We start from the raw sequence: 16653 nt of genomic DNA on the forward strand, positions 1-16653 counted from the left end.
AGCAAGTCAGCTACTTGCGCTACCCTTTCACCGCTGGCCACGAAGCCCGTCGCCGGCAGCGGATGCGTACTTTACGGATCCACCAGCGGGAACGCAAGGGGTTTTTCTCAGATAACGAAAAGATCGATGAAACGATGTACCGGCGTGCTTTCCAAACGCGCCTGATTCGCGCACAGCGTCAGAATCTCATCGCAGTGACGTGCCGGGAAGCGTGTCGAAAGATTAGCGCGAAACTTCTCTTCCAGAAGGGGCATGCCTTCCGAACGGCGCCGACGATGACCGATGGGATATTCCACAGCCACTTGATCGGTCTTGCTGCCATCCTTGAAGAACACTTGAATCGCGTTGGCAATGGAACGCTTGTCGGCCTCAAGATACTCACGGCTGTAACGCGCGTCCTCGACGACTTCCATCTTGTCACGCAATTGATCGATGACCGGGTTCGCCGCATGGAAAGCATCCTCGTAGTGCTCGGCGATCAAGTGCCCGAAGATCAAGGGAACGGCGGTCATGTACTGAAGGCAATGGTCACGGTCGGCAGGATTCGCCAGATGCCCTTCCTTGGAGATGATGCGAATGGCCGATTCATGGGTAGTGATCACGACCCTATCGATGTCCTCCAGGCGGTCCTTGACCTGAGGATGCAGCGTCACGGCTGCCTCGCAGGCGGTCTGGGCATGAAACTCCGCCGGAAAGCTTATCTTGAACAACACGTTTTCCATGACATAGGAGCCGTATTCCTGGCTGACACGGAAGTGGCGATCTTCTTCCAGCTTGAGCTGCTGATCCTTGTTGGTCTTGGAGAACAGCACATCATAGAAGCCCCATTGCGGTGCGCTCAGCACACCGGGAATGCCCATTTCGCCACGCATGGCGATATCGGCAAGGCGTACGCCACGCGAGGTTGCATCGCCCGCCGCCCAAGACTTACGCGACCCAGCGTTCGGCGCATGCCGATAAGTACGCAGGCTCTGGCCATCGACGAAGGCATGCGACAGCGCGGCGAGCAACTGTTCACGATCTGCTCCCATCAGTCTGGCGACCACCGCAGTCGACGCCACTTTGACCAGAGCGACGTGATCGAGCCCTACCCTATTGAATGAATTCTCGAGGGCCAGCACACCCTGAATCTCATGGGCCATGACCATCGCCTCGAGCACATCGCGCACGGTCAGCGGCGCCTCTCCCTCAGCAACACGCTTTTGCGACAGGTGGTCGGCAATCGCCAGGATTCCCCCCAGATTGTCTGAGGGATGCCCCCACTCTGCTGCCAGCCAGGTGTCGTTGTAATCCAGCCAACGAATGATGGCGCCGATATCCCAGGCCGCCTTGACCGGGTCGAGACGCAACTGGGTGCCCGGTACCCGCGCACCGTGGGGTACAACGGTCCCCTCGACCAACGGCCCTAGATGCTTGGTGCACTCGGGAAAACGCAGTGCCAACAAGCCGCACCCCAGAGTATCCATCAAGCAATAACGGGCGGTTTCCAGTGCTTCCTGACCGGTGACGCGATATTCCAGCACGTAATCGGCGATCGCCTGAAGCTCGGGATCGTAGTCGGGACGCTGGTTCTGTTCGACGTTGGCACTCATCTCGGTTCCTTGAAGTCAGGCTCGAAGCTCGAAGCTCGAAGCTCGAAGCTCGAAGCTCGAAGCTCGAAGCCAGTATTATTCATGCTGCTCGACCGGTAGCCATTGCTGCTTCTGGCCCGATGCTTTCTGTCCGCGCCCAAACCCGCGCGCTTATATCAGGCCGGATTCCTTACGAACGGTGCTCAATGGGTAGCCATTGCTGCTTCTCCGGCCCGATATAGTCCGCACTGGGTCGGATGATGCGGTTGTTCTCGCGCTGTTCGAATACATGGGCACACCAGCCTGTGAGGCGTGAGCACACGAAGATCGGGGTGAACAGTTTGGTGGGAATGCCCATGAAGTGGTAGGCGCTGGCGTGGAAGAAGTCGGCATTGCAGAAGAGTTTTTTCTCCCGCCACATGACGTCCTCGACACGCTCGGAGACGGGATAAAGCTGCGTGTCGCCCACGTCGTCGGCGAGTCGCTTCGACCATTGCTTGATGATGGCGTTACGCGGGTCGGATTCGCGATAGATCGCATGCCCGAAGCCCATGATCTTTTCCTTGCGTTCGAGCATGCCCAGCAGCTTACGCTCGGCCTCTTCCGGGGTTTGCCAGTCCTCGATCATCGCCATTGCCGCTTCGTTGGCTCCGCCATGTAGCGGGCCACGTAGCGAGCCGATGGCGCCGGTCACGCAGGAATGAATATCCGACAGCGTCGAGGCGCACACGCGTGCGGTAAAAGTCGAAGCATTGAATTCATGCTCGGCGTACAGGATCAACGAAACGTTCATCACCCGTGCATGCAGCTCGGAGGCCGGCTTGCCATGCAGCAAATGCAGGAAATGGCCACCCACCGAGTCATCGTCGGTTTCGGTATCGATACGCACGCCGTCATGAGTGAAGCGGTACCAATAGTTGATGATCGAGGGAAACGCCGCCAGCATTCGATCGCTTTTATCCTGCTGCTCGGCGAAGCCCTCCTCGGTCTCGAGATTGCCCAGCATCGACGCCCCGGTGCGCATCACATCCATCGGGTGGGCATCGGCGGGAATCTGTTCGAGCACTGCCTTCAGCGATGCGGGCAGTCCGCGTAGCGATTTGAGCCTGACCACGTAGGCCTCGAGCTCCGCCTGATTGGGTAACGTCCCCTTGAACAATAGATAGGCGACTTCCTCGAAGCGCGCATGCTCGGCAAGGTCGTGAATGTCATAGCCACGGTACGTGAGTCCGGAGCCAGCCTGCCCAACGGTACATAACGCGGTACTACCCGCACTCATGCCGCGCAAGCCGGTACTGGTAGGCGTTTTATCCGCCATGGCGAGCCTCCTTGTGCCAGATCGTTATCGTCGTTGCCTTGCTAATAGCACGCAGCCACGACGCCCTTTCACTTGTCCTCGTCGAACAGAGCATCCAGCTTGCGCTCGAAAGCGTGGTAATCGAGAAACTCGTAAAGCTCATCGCGCGTCTGCATCTTGTCGAGTACATCGCGCTGATGCCCGTTGTCGTGAATGCTGCGATACACCTCGAGTGCCGCGGCATTCATGGCACGAAAGGCCGACAGCGGATACAGCACCATGCGGCAACCCACATCATGCAGTTCCTGCTGGGTAAATAACGGCGTGGCGCCGAACTCGGTGATATTGGCCAGGATCGGCGCATTGACGCCCGTGCAAAACGCGCGATAGTCCTCGAGGCTATGCACGGCCTCGGCGAAGATGGCATCGGCGCCGGCCTCGAGACAGGCATTGGCGCGCTCGATGGCAGCGTCCAGCCCTTCCTTCTGGAAAGCATCGGTGCGTGCGATCAGATAAAAATCGTCATCCAGACGCGCATCGGCTGCCGCCTTGATGCGGTCCACCATCTCTTGCTGCGACACGATGGCCTTGTTGGGCCGGTGTCCACAGCGCTTCTGCGCGATCTGATCTTCCAGATGCACCGCCGCCACGCCAGCACGCTGCATTTCCTTGACGGTGCGCGCGATATTGAACGCTCCGCCCCAGCCGGTATCGATATCGACCAGCAGCGGTGTTTCTGAGGCCGCCGTAATACGCCGGGCGTCCTCAACCACGTCGTTCATCGTGGTCATACCCAAGTCAGGCAATCCAAAGGACGCATTGGCCACGCCGCCTCCCGAGAGGTAGATCGCAGGGTGCCCGACCTTCTCGGCCATGAGCGCCGTGTAGGCGTTGATGGTGCCGACGATCGGCAAAGGCCGATGCACGTCGAGCGCGGCGCGGAAACGAGTACCAGGCGTGGGATGACTCATGACGTCGAACTCTCCTCGGAATCGGCATGATAGGACTCGCCTTCGAGCGTCTCGGCATAGTGCTTGGCGACGTTCTCGCGAGAGGCACTGACGTGACGGCGCATCAACAACTCGGCAAGCTCCTCGTCCCCGGCCTCAATGGCATCGACGATACGATGGTGCTCGACGAAGGCTCGCTGCGGGCGCGCGCCGCTGGCACTGAATTGCGTACGGTAAAGACGCACCAGGTAATAAAGGTCGTCACAGAGCATGGTCATCAGCATGCGATTGTGGCTGCCCTGTACGATGCAGTAGTGGAAATCCAGATCACCCTCGCGCTGGAAATAGGCTTCGTCGCGCTGGAGGTCCTCCTGACGCTCGTGGACCGCCAGTACATCGCGTAGCCCAGCGATTTCCGGCGCTGTCATGTGCCGTGCCGCCAGGCGCGCCGCCATGCTCTCCAGGGCTTCGCGCAGATCGAACAGCTCCAGCAGCTCACGCATGGAGAGCTTGACCACGCGCGCGCCGACATGCGGAATTCGCTCGATCAGGCGGTGGGCTTCCAGGCGGCGCATCGCTTCGCGCAACGGGCCGCGTGAAATACCGTACGCCTTGGCCAGACCTGGCTCGGTGATCTTGGCACCGGGCGCCAATTCCCCCCGCACGATGGCGCTCTGAAGCTGATGGAAGACGCGCTCAGCGAGTGTGCGAACTTCGGGAGCGTCGTCATGTCCCGTCGCCGACTGCCAAGCATCATGAGAATCGGTGTTATGAGGTAAAGGAGGAAGCGTCATGTAATTGTCGACAATAAAGAATAAGTGTTACTTTAGTAATCTACCTCAAAAGGGTCAACCGCCTGAAGCCCGGCTTACCTACACCTTTCGCCGCATGGGCAGCGCACACGGGCGACCAAGTTGTCGACAATCACTCACCTTCATCCTGGATAAGCGAAGATGCTTCTTGCAGCAGGCCGGCGAGCCGGCGGGGTTTTTGAAACGGCAGAGAATGGTCAGTGCCCGGCAGTTCAATGTAACGCCAGTCGGAACGGCGCTGAGCCAATATCGAATGGTAGGCTTGCATGGCCGCGAGGCTCTTGCCACCCACGACACTCGTCACGTCACGCTGCGCTTCGAGCAAGGCCTCGCGGTCGAGATGCCGGACGGCATCAGTCACGCAATCCAGCGCATTGGCAAACCCCAGAGGGCGGTGTGCAAGGCGCCGTATCATCATGCGCTCGGCCCGCGGGTTGCGCGAGCGATGTGGCGCAATCAGATCCAGGAAGGCGACAATACCCGCTTCTGGTGTCGACGCCTCACGGATGGCACGCGCCGCCTCGGCATAACCATCGCGCACTCGCACCATGGTCGCATGATCCTCGCGCTCCAGAAGTGCCGGCTCGAGCAACATCATACGTCCAATGCGAGTACCCAAGCGTTGCTTGAGACGCATCGCCACCAGCCCGCCAAACGAATAGCCCATGACATCGCATTGATCGATCTTCTGGGCATCGAGCAAAGCTTCGACATCGGCGACGACTTCATCCAGCGAGAAAGGCCGCTCACGGCCATCCGCCGCACGCGTCGCCCCCATGCCTCGCAAGTCGGGCATCAGAAACGTTCGCCAGGTATCGAGATGCGTCACCATCGGCCCCCAGGTCAGCTCGGCCGCTACCCCGGCACCGTGCAGCATGACCACACTGCCTGCGCCTTCTCGACGCTCGAGGCGGCGCCAATGGCACTCCTGATCCGGACGCGCCAATATCCCTTGCCGCATCTCGCCCTCATCCGGCGACGTTGTCATAATCGTCATCCTCTGTGTGCCGCGCCTCTGAGGCGTTGAATGGCCGTCATTATCCGCACACGTTCATGGGCGGACAAATCCGGCTGGCTTCCCTAAAATGAGCCGCCCGCGACAGGAAGCTGCACCGATGCCGACACTCGAATTCACGCCCCTGCCCTATCACGGTGACCCGCTGGAACGTTTCGAGCGCCTGCGCCATCGTCCCGGCGCCGTGCTACTGGATAGTGGCTTTCCGGCAGCCCCCGGTGGGCGTTACGACATCCTCGCCAGCGATCCCATCGCGTGGCTGGAAGTCGACCGAGACGGCCAGGTCACTAGTGACGCCGCGAACCTTCCCGACGAGCCGCTCGCGGCCCAGCATGCCTTGCTCGAGCGTCTTCCCACTGCCGACGTGACGAGCGAACTGCCGTTCCTGGGCGGCTTGATCGGCTACTGGAGCTACGATTTCGGGCGGCACCTGGAGGCCTTTACGGGCCATGCACGCGAGGCGGTCACGCTACCCCACAGCCGTGTGGGGCTCTACGACTGGGCTATCATCCATGACCACCATGCCCGTTGCGCCTGGCTCGTGGCCACACCGGGGCGCCGCGCCCAGGTGCTGGCATGGCTACAAGCCGCGCCAGCGCCGGACTCTAACTTCAAACTGCTCTCCCCCTTTCGAGGCGAACTCGACCGCGCCGCCTACGGCGAGCGCTTTCGTGCCGTGCAGCATTACATCCGCAGTGGCGACTGTTACCAGATCAACCTGGCCCAGCGTTTCAGCGCTCACTACCAAGGCGATTTATGGCACGCCTATCGGCGGCTGCGCCAAGCCACGCCGACTCCTTATGGCGCCTATCTCGCCTGGGACGACAAGGGCATTCTATCGCTGTCGCCGGAGCGCTTCCTTGAAGTCGTCGAGGGACGCGTGGAAACGCGCCCCATCAAGGGCACCCGGCCGCGCGGCAACACCTCCATCGAGGATCGGCGCTACGCCCGCGAGCTGCGCGACAGCCTCAAGGATACCGCCGAAAACGTGATGATCGTCGACTTGCTGCGCAACGATCTGGGGCGTGTCTGTCGGCCGGGAAGCGTCCGCGTCCCCCAACTTTGCGGCCTGGAGAGCTACGCCAACGTCCACCACCTGGTCAGCGTGGTCACGGGTAAACTCGACGAGACCCGGCATGCGCTGGACCTTCTCGGGGCCGCTTTTCCCGGTGGCTCGATCACCGGCGCCCCCAAGGTTCGCGCCATGCAGCTCATCGACAACCTCGAACCCAGTCGCCGCAGCGTGTATTGCGGTAGCATCGGCTACGTCGATACGCGCGGGCGAATGGATACGTCCATCGCCATTCGCACCGCCGTAGCGGATGCCGGTCAACTCCATCTGTGGGGCGGCGGCGGCCTGGTCGCGGATTCTGATGAGGAGGCCGAGTATCAGGAGACACTGGCAAAGATCTCGCGCCTGATGGAAGCCCTCGATGCCGATGAGCCCCATGAGCTCAACGAATCGCGTATCCTGAGCGAATGACAACCGCAATGCCTGAGTTCTCTCCTACCGACAGCGTCACCCGGTATCGCACGCGGCGCCGCCGCCAGCGTCGTCTCATCGTCGGTGTTGCCTTGCTGACATTCGCTATGGTCATCGTCGACATCGCTATCGGCCCGAGCCAGTACCCACTACGCGATGTGCTCATGACCCTCGTCGTGCCGAGTGAAGCATCGGACACGCTGCGCATCATCGTGTGGAACATTCGTCTGCCGGTGGCCCTGATGGCAATCGTCGTCGGTGTGAGCCTGGCACTCGCCGGCGCCGAGATGCAGACCATCCTCAACAATCCTCTGGCCGACCCGTTCACGCTGGGTATTTCCTCGGCGGCGAGTGTCGGCGCAGCGCTCGCCATCACCCTCGGCGTCGGCATCGTGCCCTTCGCCGACACCTTGCTGGTTACCGGCAACGCCTTTCTGTTGGCCCTGGCCGCGTCGCTACTCATCTGGGGCGTCAGTCGCCTGCGCGGTGTCAGCGTTCAGACCTTGGTGCTGATGGGCATCGCCATCATGTTCTTCTTCAACGCCATGCTCGGCTTGATGCAGTACGTCGCCTCCGCGGAGGCCCTGCAACAACTAGTGTTCTGGTCGCTGGGCAGTCTCAGCAAGGCCAGTTGGAGCAAGGTCGGCCTGGCAACACTGGCGCTTTGCGTGACACTGCCGATATTTATCCATGCTGGCTGGCGACTCACCGCGCTGCGCCTGGGCGATCTTCACGCCCAGGCCATGGGCATCGATGTCGCGCGCTTGCGACTGCGTATCCTGCTGTGCTGCTCGCTGTTGGCCGCCACCGCCGTGGCTTTCGTGGGGACGATCGGCTTCGTCGGCCTGGTGGGCCCGCATATCGCGCGATTGCTGGTCGGCGAGGATCAGCGTGTCTTTCTGCCCATGTCCGCCCTCAGCGGGGCGCTGATCATGTCCGTCACCTCGATCCTCTCAAAAACGCTGGTGCCCGGCATTCTGCTGCCGATCGGTCTGCTCACCGCACTCATCGGGCTGCCTTTTTTCATCTCGCTGATTCTGCGCAGCCGCAAGGAGATGTGGGGATGACGCTCACGCTCGAAAATCTCGACTGCCGCTTGGGTGGCACGCCCGTTCTCGAAGGCATCACTGGCCTTAAGGCGCGTCCCGGCGAAGTCACCGCGCTGATCGGCCCCAATGGGGCCGGTAAATCGACACTGCTCAAGGCCGTCGCCGGCCTTCAACGCGCCAACGGCTCGCTCATGTTGCATGGCCAGGAATTGGCGGCATTATCGCTCGAACGGCGTGCCCGACATCTTTATTACTTACCGCAAGAACTCGGCTCACGCGCCGTGCTCAGCGTATTCGAGGCCGTGCTGCTGGCACGCCGCACCTGCATTCACGAGCCGCATGACCGTGCGCTACGCAAGGTGCAGGCGACACTTCAAGCGCTAGAGCTGGAACCGCTGGCCGAGCGCGATTTGAGCCAACTCTCGGGCGGACAACGACAGCGGGTCGCCATCGCGCAAGCCGTGACACGCGAGCCGCCGCTATTGCTGCTCGACGAGCCGACCAGTGCGCTGGATCTTCATCATCAACTGCAAGTACTCGACTGGCTGACCCGTTTGGCTGTGGAGCGCCATATCATCGTCGTCATCGCCATTCACGACCTAGGCCTGGCGGCGCGTTTCGCCCAGCATGTATGGATGCTCAAGGCAGGCCGCGTCGCCGCCAGCGGCGCGCCCGGCGATGTCCTGACTCATGCACGTCTGCGTGACGTTTATGCCATCGAGGCGCACATCGAATGGCCGGACGACGAGCCGCCGCGTATCACGCCCCTCACGGCGATTCACTCACTGGGGCGGTGAACACAGAATTTAATACAGATAAGTTCTAACAAGGGGCCCGACACCTTCGCTAAAGGCATATAAGCTTCGAACCAATCGATATTGGGGAATCTTTTCGGCGGTTTGCTAGGGTATGGCCATTCCCTGAAGTCGACCGGCTTCACGCCACCTGTTACAGGAGTTCATCATGTCGCTCGATATCGATACCATCAATCGCGAGCTGGGTCACGACCCGGAGGCCCTGGTTCGCTGGGCCCTCTCACTCGATGGTAAGGCGATCTGCACCACCAACTTCCGCCCCTTCGAGGCAGTGATCCTGCATATGATCACGCAGGTCCAGCCGGACATTCCCGTGATCTGGATGGACTCCGGCTACAATACCGAGGCGACTTATCGCTTCGCCGAAGAGATCAGTCGTCAGTTGAACCTCAACTTGACGATCTATCATCCGCGCCGCTCACGCGCACATCGCGACGCCGTCGAGGGCGAGTTTCCGACCATCGACGATCCACGTCATGCGGCATTCACCGAAGAGGTCAAGCTGGAGCCGTTCCAGCGGGCGCTACGCGAAGCCGCGCCGCGTATCTGGCTCACCGCACTGCGTGCCGAGGACACCGCCGAGCGTGCCCAGATGCAGCCGGTATCGATCAATCAGGATGGCTTGATCAAGGTCGCACCCGTACTGCACTGGAGCGCCAAGGACATGTATCAGTACCTGCAGAAGCACGATTTGCCCAACAACTTCGATTACTTCGACCCGACCAAGGTGGAAGACAAGCGCGAGTGCGGCCTGCACCTTCAGCACTAGGCCACACCAGGCGCTGAGCACCAAACATCGAACAGATGAGACGAACCGCCGCGTCATGCCGATGCCGCCTCCACGGGGCATCGGCTTTCTCGTGCTGTCAGGCCGCTTTCAGCGCACCGGCAGCTCGACTCTCTCGAACAGGGTCTGCTCGTGGCGTGGCCCCGCCGCCAGTGCGGCTTCGACGCTATCTCGGTCGAGATGCGGTGCGAAGCGGTTGACGAAGTCGAACATGAAACCGCGCATGAAGGTGCCACGGCGAATGCCAATCTTGGTCGTCGAGCTTTCGAACAGATGGCTGGCGTCGAGCGCCACCAAGTCGCGATCGACGACAGGATCGACGGCCATGTGCGCGACGATACCCACGCCGAGCCCCAGGCGAACGTAGGTCTTGATGACATCAGCATCGGCAGCGGTAAGTACCACGTTGGGCGTCAGATCATGTGCCTTGAAGGCATCGTCGAGCTGCGAACGGCCGGTAAAACCGAACAGGTAGGTCACCAGCGGATACTCGGCCAGGGCTTCGAGCGTCAGAGTTTCCACCGACGCCAAGGGGTGATCTTGTGGAACCAGTACGCAGCGGTTCCAGCGATAGCATGGCAACAGCACCAGGTCAGTAAAAAGCTCCAGCGACTCGGTGCAGATTGCGAAATCGGCCTGCCCTTCACTGACCATCTGGGCGATCTGCTTGGGCGTACCCTGCTGCATGTGCAGGGCGACATCGGGATACTTCTGCCGGAACTCATGAATGACCGGCGGCAGAGCATAACGCGCCTGGGTGTGAGTGGTCGCGATCGATAGACTACCGCGCCGTTCATCGCTGTGCTCCTGCGAGACGTGCTTGATGTTGTCGACGGTGCGCAACACCTTGCCGGCCAGCTCGATGATGGCCTCGCCGGCCGGTGTCACACGGGTCAGGTGCTTACCGCTACGCGCGAATATTTCCACTCCCAGCTCGTCCTCCAGCAAGCGTATCTGCTTGGAAATGCCCGGCTGTGAAGTAAATAAGCTCTGCGCGGTGGCGGAGACATTGAGGTTGTGCCGGGTCACTTCCCAGATATAGCGCAATTGCTGGAGTTTCATGAGCGATGTCTCCCGACCTGACAATCTTTTATGGCATAAAATTTAAATTTGTGATTACTTTAAAGCATATGAAGCGAGAGTAGAAGAGAGCCGGCATCCTGGCAACACCGCACGGTGGTCGTGGGCGAAAAATCGCTGCCATGATAAGCTGATGCTATTGTCACCATATCGATGAGGCATTTGCCAGGGCCCATGGTCAGCGGCTACCATCGCCTCATCTACGCTCGCAAAAGCGCAACGGAATACTGGAGATTCGTAATGGCTAATAATGTCGATGTCACCTCCGCGAACTTCGAGCAGGAAGTCGTCAACGCTGAGAAGCCTGTACTGCTCAAGTTCTGGGCACCGTGGTGCGGCCCTTGCAAGATGATGGCCCCCGTGGTCGATGAAGTCGCCGACGAGAAGGCCGAGGGCCTCAAGGTCGTCAGCATCAACGTCGACGACGCGCCGGAAATCGCCTCCGAGCAAGGCGTACGTGGCGTTCCGACCGTGATGATGTTCAAGTCCGGCGCCAAGGTCGCCTCCTTGGTCGGCGCACAGTCCAAATCACAGCTGACGCAATTCATCGATCAGAACGCCTGAACGATACGCGTACAGCGTCAAAGCATGGCCCATATCGCCCCGCTCAATGCGGGGCGATTTTCGTTACGCAGAGTATCGCTGTACGACTACTCGTCGTGCGGTATCTCCGCATGTCGGCGCCGCACGCGCTCGGCAGGACTCAACAATTTCGCCAGCCAGCGTGTCTCGGGGTGACTGTCCAAGGCAATCTTGAGCGTCATGGTCAACGGCACCGATAGCAACATACCCACCGGCCCGAAGATCCACCCCCATACCACCAGCGACAAGAACGCCACAAGCGTGGAAAGCCCCATGGTGCGCCCCATCACTCGGGGCTCGATGATATTGCCCATGAGGAAATTGATCGCCAAGTAGGCACCAGCCAACAGCATCGCCTTGAAGGGGCCACCCTCCGGCATCGCCAAGGTCAGCAATACGGCGGGTACGGCCGCCAAGGCCGAACCGATATTGGGAATGTAATTAAGACAAAACGCCAAGGTGCCCCATAACAGCGCGAAATCGACGCCGATCACCAGGCATGTGCCCCATACCAGCACCCCGGTAACCAGACTGATCACCGTCTTGATGGCCAGATAGCGCTTGAGATTGCGACTGAACTCGGTGAAGCGCTGGAGACTCGGCGCTGGATTGAGCAAGGCTTGCGAGACCTTGTTGCGGAACTCCAACGTCTCGAACAGCATGAAGATCACCAGCAATATGATGACGATGCCCTGCGAGAGCAGGTTACCCACACTCCCCAGGAAGACAGGCACCCAGCCGGTCGCCCGTGAGGCATCGAGTAGACGCGATACAGCTTTAGGATCAATGGATATTCCCTGCCCCGCCAGCCATTGCAACGCTGCCAAGTAATACGACTGCAGCTGTTCTTGAAGCTTGGGCAAGGCGTCCACGAAGGTCGCGAAACTGTTGCCGAGTAGCGCGCCCAGCAGGGTCATCAGCACGCCGAGTATCAACAGCGTGACCAGCACAGACAACCGCATGCCCAGACCACGCTCATGCAGCCAATGCACCGGTGATGTACAAATGACGGCAATGAACAGCGACAGCAATATCGGGATCAGCAGATCGGAGCCGGCCTGCATGCCGCCAACGATGATCACCAAGGACGCTAGAGTCAGCATCAGGTTGAGGGGGAGGTTCTGAGAACCGGGGTCGTGTCCGGGGGACATGGGGCGTTCGCATCCTTGACGAAACCAAGACCCTATTTTGCCTGGCAGGGGGTGTTGGCACAAACGTCTCGACACGCCTCAAGAGACGAAAAAGGCGGACCCGAGCGGTCCGCCAAGCCCCCACAGATTGATAACCCCACCACGCTCAAATGTCGAAACCGCGCCCGAAGTCCTCAGCCTGCATGGCCATCAATGTCTCGCGCCCCGCGCGTATCATCTCGACATGCCCGCGAGTACGCGGCAACAGACGCTGATAGTAGAAACGAGCGGTATCGAGCTTGGCACGATAGAACGCCGCGTCGTCGGGATCGTCGGCCAGGGCCTGATGCGCCGCCTGCGCGGCGCGCGCCCAAAAGTATGCCAGGGTAACGTAGCCGGCATACATCAGATAATCGACGCTCGCGGCGCCGACCTCCTCGCGGTCCTGCATGGCCTTCATGCCGACCGCCATGGTCAGATCACCCCACTCGGCGTTGAGTTTTGCCAAGGGCGTGACGAACTCCGCCATGGCGTCGTCGCCCTCGTGGGCCTGGCAGAACTTGTGGATCTGCTTGGTGAAGGGTTTGAGTGCCTCACCCTGGCTCATCAGCACCTTGCGGCCGAGCAGGTCCAGGGCCTGAATCCCCGTGGTGCCTTCATACAATCGCGTAATGCGGGCATCACGTACGTACTGCTCCATACCCCATTCACGAATGTAGCCATGGCCCCCGAAGATCTGCACGCCCTCATTGGTGGCCTCGAAGCCTATTTCCGTCAAGAACGCCTTGACGATGGGCGTCAGCAAGCCCAGCTCGGTTTCGGCCGCTTCCCGTTCGGTCTCGGAGTTCGTGTATTCGACGCTATCCGCGAGCTGCGCGGCATGCAGCACCAGCATCCTACCGCCCTCGGCAAACGCTTTCTGGGTCAGCAGCATGCGCCGCACATCGGGATGCGAAATGATCGGATCGGCGGGTTTGTCCGCTTCCCGCGCGCCGGACAGCGCCCGCATCTGCAAGCGCTCACGGGCATAGGCCAAGGCATTCTGGAAGCTTACCTCCATCAGACCCAGTCCCTGAATGCCGACACCGATACGCGCCACGTTCATCATGGTGAACATGCAGGCCAAGCCCTTGTGGGGCTTGCCGACGAGATACCCGCGCGCACCATCGAAGTTCATCACGCAGGTCGCATTACCATGGATGCCCATCTTGTGCTCCAATGAACCGCAGCTCACCGCGTTACGCTCGCCTATGCCGCCCTCGGCATCGTGCAGATACTTGGGCACCACGAACAAGGAAATCCCCTTGGTGCCTTCCGGGGCATCGGGCAACTTGGCCAGAACCAGGTGCACGATGTTCTCGGCCAGGTCATGCTCGCCCGCTGAGATGAAGATCTTTGTCCCGGTAATGAGATAACCGCCCGTCTCATCGGGGCGTGCACGAGTTTTGATCAGACCGAGGTCGGTGCCACATTGCGGCTCGGTCAGACACATGGAGCCCGTCCAGATGCCTTCATTGAGCTTGGTCAGATACTGCGCTTTCTGCTCGTCGCTGCCATGATGGCGAAGCGCATCGGCGGCCCCCTGTGAGAGCCCCGGATACATGCCCCACGCCAGGTTGGCAGCACAGACCATCTCGGACAACACCATCCCGAGCGATGTCGGCAATCCTTGCCCGCCATAGACCGGATCGCCCGCCAGGCTCGGCCATCCACCTTCGACATACTGTGCATAGGCTTCCTTGAATCCCGGCGGCGTCACCACTTCGCCTGCTTCGAGACGACAGCCATGCTCGTCGCCCACCTGGTTGAGCGGCAACAACACATCGCGCGTGAAGCGCGCGCCTTCTTGCAGTATCGCGCTCACCACGTCCGGGGTGACATCATCGGCCTGGGGAAGCCCCGCATAGTGCCGGGGATAGTCGAGGACCTCATCCATCGCGAAACGCAGATCGCGCAGTGGCGCCTGATAGCTGGGCATCTTGAAGCTCCTGAGTGTTACGAGCGGTTGTCCCGGGGAATGTCAAACATGTGTTTGAAATTAAGCCTCGCCCAACATCAAGTCAAGCGTTCGTTTGAACGTGAGTGCTCAAACGGACAATGCCATCGACGAACTCGAGCACTTCACTCATGCAGCACCCAAGGGCGTCATCGCCAATTGCCACGCCACCAGCAGCAAGACAGCGCAAATCCCGCCTTCGATGACCTGCCAGGCACGCGGGTTGGCCAGACGCGGTGCCAACCAGCCCGCGCCACCCACGAGAGCGAAGAACCATCCCACCGACGCCATGGCCGCGCCGGCCACGAAGGCTTCTGGCACGGCTTGCTGAGCACCGATGGCGCCGAGCATGATCACCGTATCCAGATACACATGCGGGTTGAGCAAAGTCACGGCCAGCGTTGCCATCAACACGCCCCACAGGCGAGGTCGTGTCTCTCCGCCGGCCTTGAGGGAGGAAGGACGACGCACACGCTGCCAGGCTTGCCACGCTTGCCAGCTCAAGAACGCTACTCCCGCCCAACGCGCCACTTGCATGAGCCCCGCATGAGTGGACAGCAAGGCTCCAAGCCCCAGCACCCCCAAACCAATCAACACGAGATCGCAAAGCGCACACACAGTCGCTACCCACCAGGGGTATTCATTCTTGAGTCCACGTTGCAGCACAAAGGCATTCTGTGCACCGATCGCAATGATCAGCCCCACTCCCACGAACAGGCCATTGAGCCATGAGCCCCACATATCCTTCTCTCCCTTTTCAGTCGGGATACGTTGATAAGTGACGCAGAATACGCTTGACTACAGGGATAAGTTAAATTAATTCAAGAAATGGGTGATAACGTTTACTGATGCTCGATTACAAACTTCTCGAAGCTCTCGCCGTCGTGGTCGATCAGGGTGGATTCGAACGCGGCGCGCATTATCTGGGACTCACCCAATCGGCCGTATCACAACGCATCAAATTGCTCGAAGCACGCCTCGGCCAACCCGTGCTGGTACGCACGCCCAAGCTCGCCCCGACTCCGCTGGGTCGACGGCTACTCAATCATGTGCAACAGGTTCGGCTGCTCGAGCATGACCTGCTCGATCAGATCCCAGCACTTGGCGAACGTGAGCAACGCCTGCGTCTGGCCATCAACGCCGACAGTCTAGCCACCTGGTGGTCACCGACCACGGGCGACTTCTGTCGACGCCAGGGCGTTTTGCTGGACTTGATTGTCGAAGATCAAGATGTCGCGCTCAAGCGCATGCGCGATGGCGAGGTCGCCGGTTGCATCTGCGCCACACCGCGCCCCGTGCAGGGCGCCCGCGCGCACGCTTTGGGTAGCATGCGCTACCGCGCCATCGCCAGCCCCGGCTACGTGTCACGCCATTTCAGCGCAGGGCTGACACACGATGCCTTACGCAAGGCACCCGCCATCGTGTTTGGGCCCGATGACCGGCTCCAGCATCGTTACCTGGAGATGCGAGGCTACAGGGAATCGTTTCCGCACCATCTGTGTCCGTCCTCGGAAGGCTTCGTGCATCTAGCCCTGGCCGGCATGGGCTACGGATTGATTCCCGAACGGCAGGTGGAGCGCGAACTACACGAAGGGCGTCTGGTCGATCTCGACGCGGAAAGCTACATCGATGTTCCGCTGTACTGGCATCACTGGCGTCACGGCGGCGAGACGCTGGATGCCTTGACCGCCCATTTGCTCGACATGAGCAGCGCCTGGCTCATGCCGCCCTCACCAGAATCGCAGCCACTTCTTTAGACGTTCCTCATGCCCCAGATCAAGGCGACTGCAGGTGCCGCTCGACACTAGACACCTTGTCATCCATGTGTTGCTCGCGATCGGTACGCGTACCCATCTTCAGCGTCGTGGTAATGCGCGGCGCGCCCATCTCGTGTACGCGCTGATGACACGCCTTGACCACCGCCATGACGTCGTCCCACGGGCCCTCGATATTGGTACCGTAGGCATGCATGCGATATTCGAGCCCCGAGGCGTCGATGACGCGCTCGCAGGCCGCGATGTGCTCCCCCACCGAAACCCCCACGCCTAACGGCACGACGCATAAATCGACGATGACATGCATGACA

The 16653-nt window shown here is 60.4% G+C and carries 16 protein-coding genes; 6 read left to right on the forward strand and 10 right to left on the reverse strand.

What is annotated here, in order from left to right:
* Nucleotides 1-107: 107 nt before the first annotated feature.
* The 5 genes from prpD to RVY79_RS00025 all read right to left on the reverse strand — a co-directional run bounded on the left by prpD (nt 108) and on the right by RVY79_RS00025 (nt 5618).
* Nucleotides 108-1592 (reverse strand): 2-methylcitrate dehydratase, encoded by a 1485-nt coding sequence (prpD, locus tag RVY79_RS00005; protein WP_317461998.1) that lies wholly within the window; start codon nt 1590-1592, stop codon nt 108-110.
* 169 nt (nt 1593-1761) lie between these two features.
* Nucleotides 1762-2889: a 2-methylcitrate synthase gene (prpC, locus tag RVY79_RS00010; protein ID WP_317461999.1), complete on the reverse strand. Its 1128-nt coding sequence runs from the start codon at nt 2887-2889 to the stop codon at nt 1762-1764.
* 68 nt (nt 2890-2957) lie between these two features.
* Nucleotides 2958-3839, reverse strand: coding sequence for a methylisocitrate lyase (gene prpB / locus RVY79_RS00015; RefSeq protein ID WP_317462000.1), 882 nt, complete (start codon nt 3837-3839; stop codon nt 2958-2960).
* Nucleotides 3836-4612, reverse strand: coding sequence for a GntR family transcriptional regulator (locus tag RVY79_RS00020; RefSeq protein WP_317462001.1), 777 nt, complete (start codon nt 4610-4612; stop codon nt 3836-3838). Before RVY79_RS00020 ends, prpB begins: the two co-directional genes overlap by 4 nt.
* Nucleotides 4613-4742: 130 nt before the next feature.
* Nucleotides 4743-5618, reverse strand: coding sequence for an alpha/beta hydrolase (locus RVY79_RS00025; protein WP_317462002.1), 876 nt, complete (start codon nt 5616-5618; stop codon nt 4743-4745).
* A gap of 127 nt (nt 5619-5745) precedes the next feature.
* Between RVY79_RS00025 and pabB the strand changes: the two genes are divergently transcribed.
* From pabB to RVY79_RS00045, 4 genes are all read left to right on the forward strand, one after another.
* Entirely contained in the window at nt 5746-7128 is a 1383-nt protein-coding gene (gene pabB, locus RVY79_RS00030) for an aminodeoxychorismate synthase component I (RefSeq protein ID WP_317462003.1), read from the forward strand.
* A gap of 8 nt (nt 7129-7136) precedes the next feature.
* Nucleotides 7137-8195: an iron ABC transporter permease gene (locus tag RVY79_RS00035; RefSeq protein ID WP_317462004.1), complete on the forward strand. Its 1059-nt coding sequence runs from the start codon at nt 7137-7139 to the stop codon at nt 8193-8195.
* Entirely contained in the window at nt 8192-8974 is a 783-nt protein-coding gene (locus RVY79_RS00040) for an ABC transporter ATP-binding protein (protein WP_317462005.1), read from the forward strand. Before RVY79_RS00035 ends, RVY79_RS00040 begins: the two co-directional genes overlap by 4 nt.
* Before the next feature lie 166 nt (nt 8975-9140).
* The gene (locus tag RVY79_RS00045) at nt 9141-9761 is read left to right on the forward strand and encodes a phosphoadenosine phosphosulfate reductase family protein (protein WP_317462006.1); all 621 of its coding nucleotides are present in this window, start codon (nt 9141-9143) and stop codon (nt 9759-9761) included.
* Nucleotides 9762-9869: 108 nt separating this feature from the next.
* Here RVY79_RS00045 and cysB read toward each other — a convergent pair whose 3' ends face one another.
* Nucleotides 9870-10841 carry an HTH-type transcriptional regulator CysB gene (gene cysB, locus RVY79_RS00050; protein ID WP_317462007.1) on the reverse strand — a complete coding sequence of 324 codons (972 nt, stop codon included), beginning with the start codon at nt 10839-10841 and terminating at the stop codon, nt 9870-9872.
* A 258-nt stretch (nt 10842-11099) separates the two neighbouring features.
* On the opposite strand from cysB, the gene trxA reads away from it, so the two are divergent.
* Nucleotides 11100-11423, forward strand: coding sequence for a thioredoxin (gene trxA, locus RVY79_RS00055; RefSeq protein WP_317462008.1), 324 nt, complete (start codon nt 11100-11102; stop codon nt 11421-11423).
* Between the two features lie 86 nt (nt 11424-11509).
* Here the strand turns inward: trxA and RVY79_RS00060 are convergent, their stop codons facing one another.
* From RVY79_RS00060 to RVY79_RS00070, 3 genes are all read right to left on the reverse strand, one after another.
* Nucleotides 11510-12592 carry an AI-2E family transporter gene (locus RVY79_RS00060; protein ID WP_317462009.1) on the reverse strand — a complete coding sequence of 361 codons (1083 nt, stop codon included), beginning with the start codon at nt 12590-12592 and terminating at the stop codon, nt 11510-11512.
* Nucleotides 12593-12737: 145 nt separating this feature from the next.
* The gene (locus RVY79_RS00065; RefSeq protein WP_317462010.1) at nt 12738-14549 is read right to left on the reverse strand and encodes an acyl-CoA dehydrogenase C-terminal domain-containing protein; all 1812 of its coding nucleotides are present in this window, start codon (nt 14547-14549) and stop codon (nt 12738-12740) included.
* Between the two features lie 147 nt (nt 14550-14696).
* The gene (locus RVY79_RS00070) at nt 14697-15308 is read right to left on the reverse strand and encodes a LysE/ArgO family amino acid transporter (protein ID WP_317462011.1); all 612 of its coding nucleotides are present in this window, start codon (nt 15306-15308) and stop codon (nt 14697-14699) included.
* Nucleotides 15309-15415: 107 nt separating this feature from the next.
* Between RVY79_RS00070 and RVY79_RS00075 the strand changes: the two genes are divergently transcribed.
* A complete protein-coding gene (locus tag RVY79_RS00075; protein WP_317462012.1) occupies nt 15416-16324 on the forward strand; it encodes a LysR family transcriptional regulator ArgP in 909 nt (302 codons plus the stop codon).
* Between the two features lie 19 nt (nt 16325-16343).
* Here the strand turns inward: RVY79_RS00075 and RVY79_RS00080 are convergent, their stop codons facing one another.
* Entirely contained in the window at nt 16344-16649 is a 306-nt protein-coding gene (locus RVY79_RS00080) for an MTH1187 family thiamine-binding protein (RefSeq protein WP_317462013.1), read from the reverse strand.
* Nucleotides 16650-16653: the final 4 nt, after the last annotated feature.

The organism is Chromohalobacter sp. HP20-39 (assembly GCF_033052815.1).
Classification (GTDB): domain Bacteria; phylum Pseudomonadota; class Gammaproteobacteria; order Pseudomonadales; family Halomonadaceae; genus Chromohalobacter.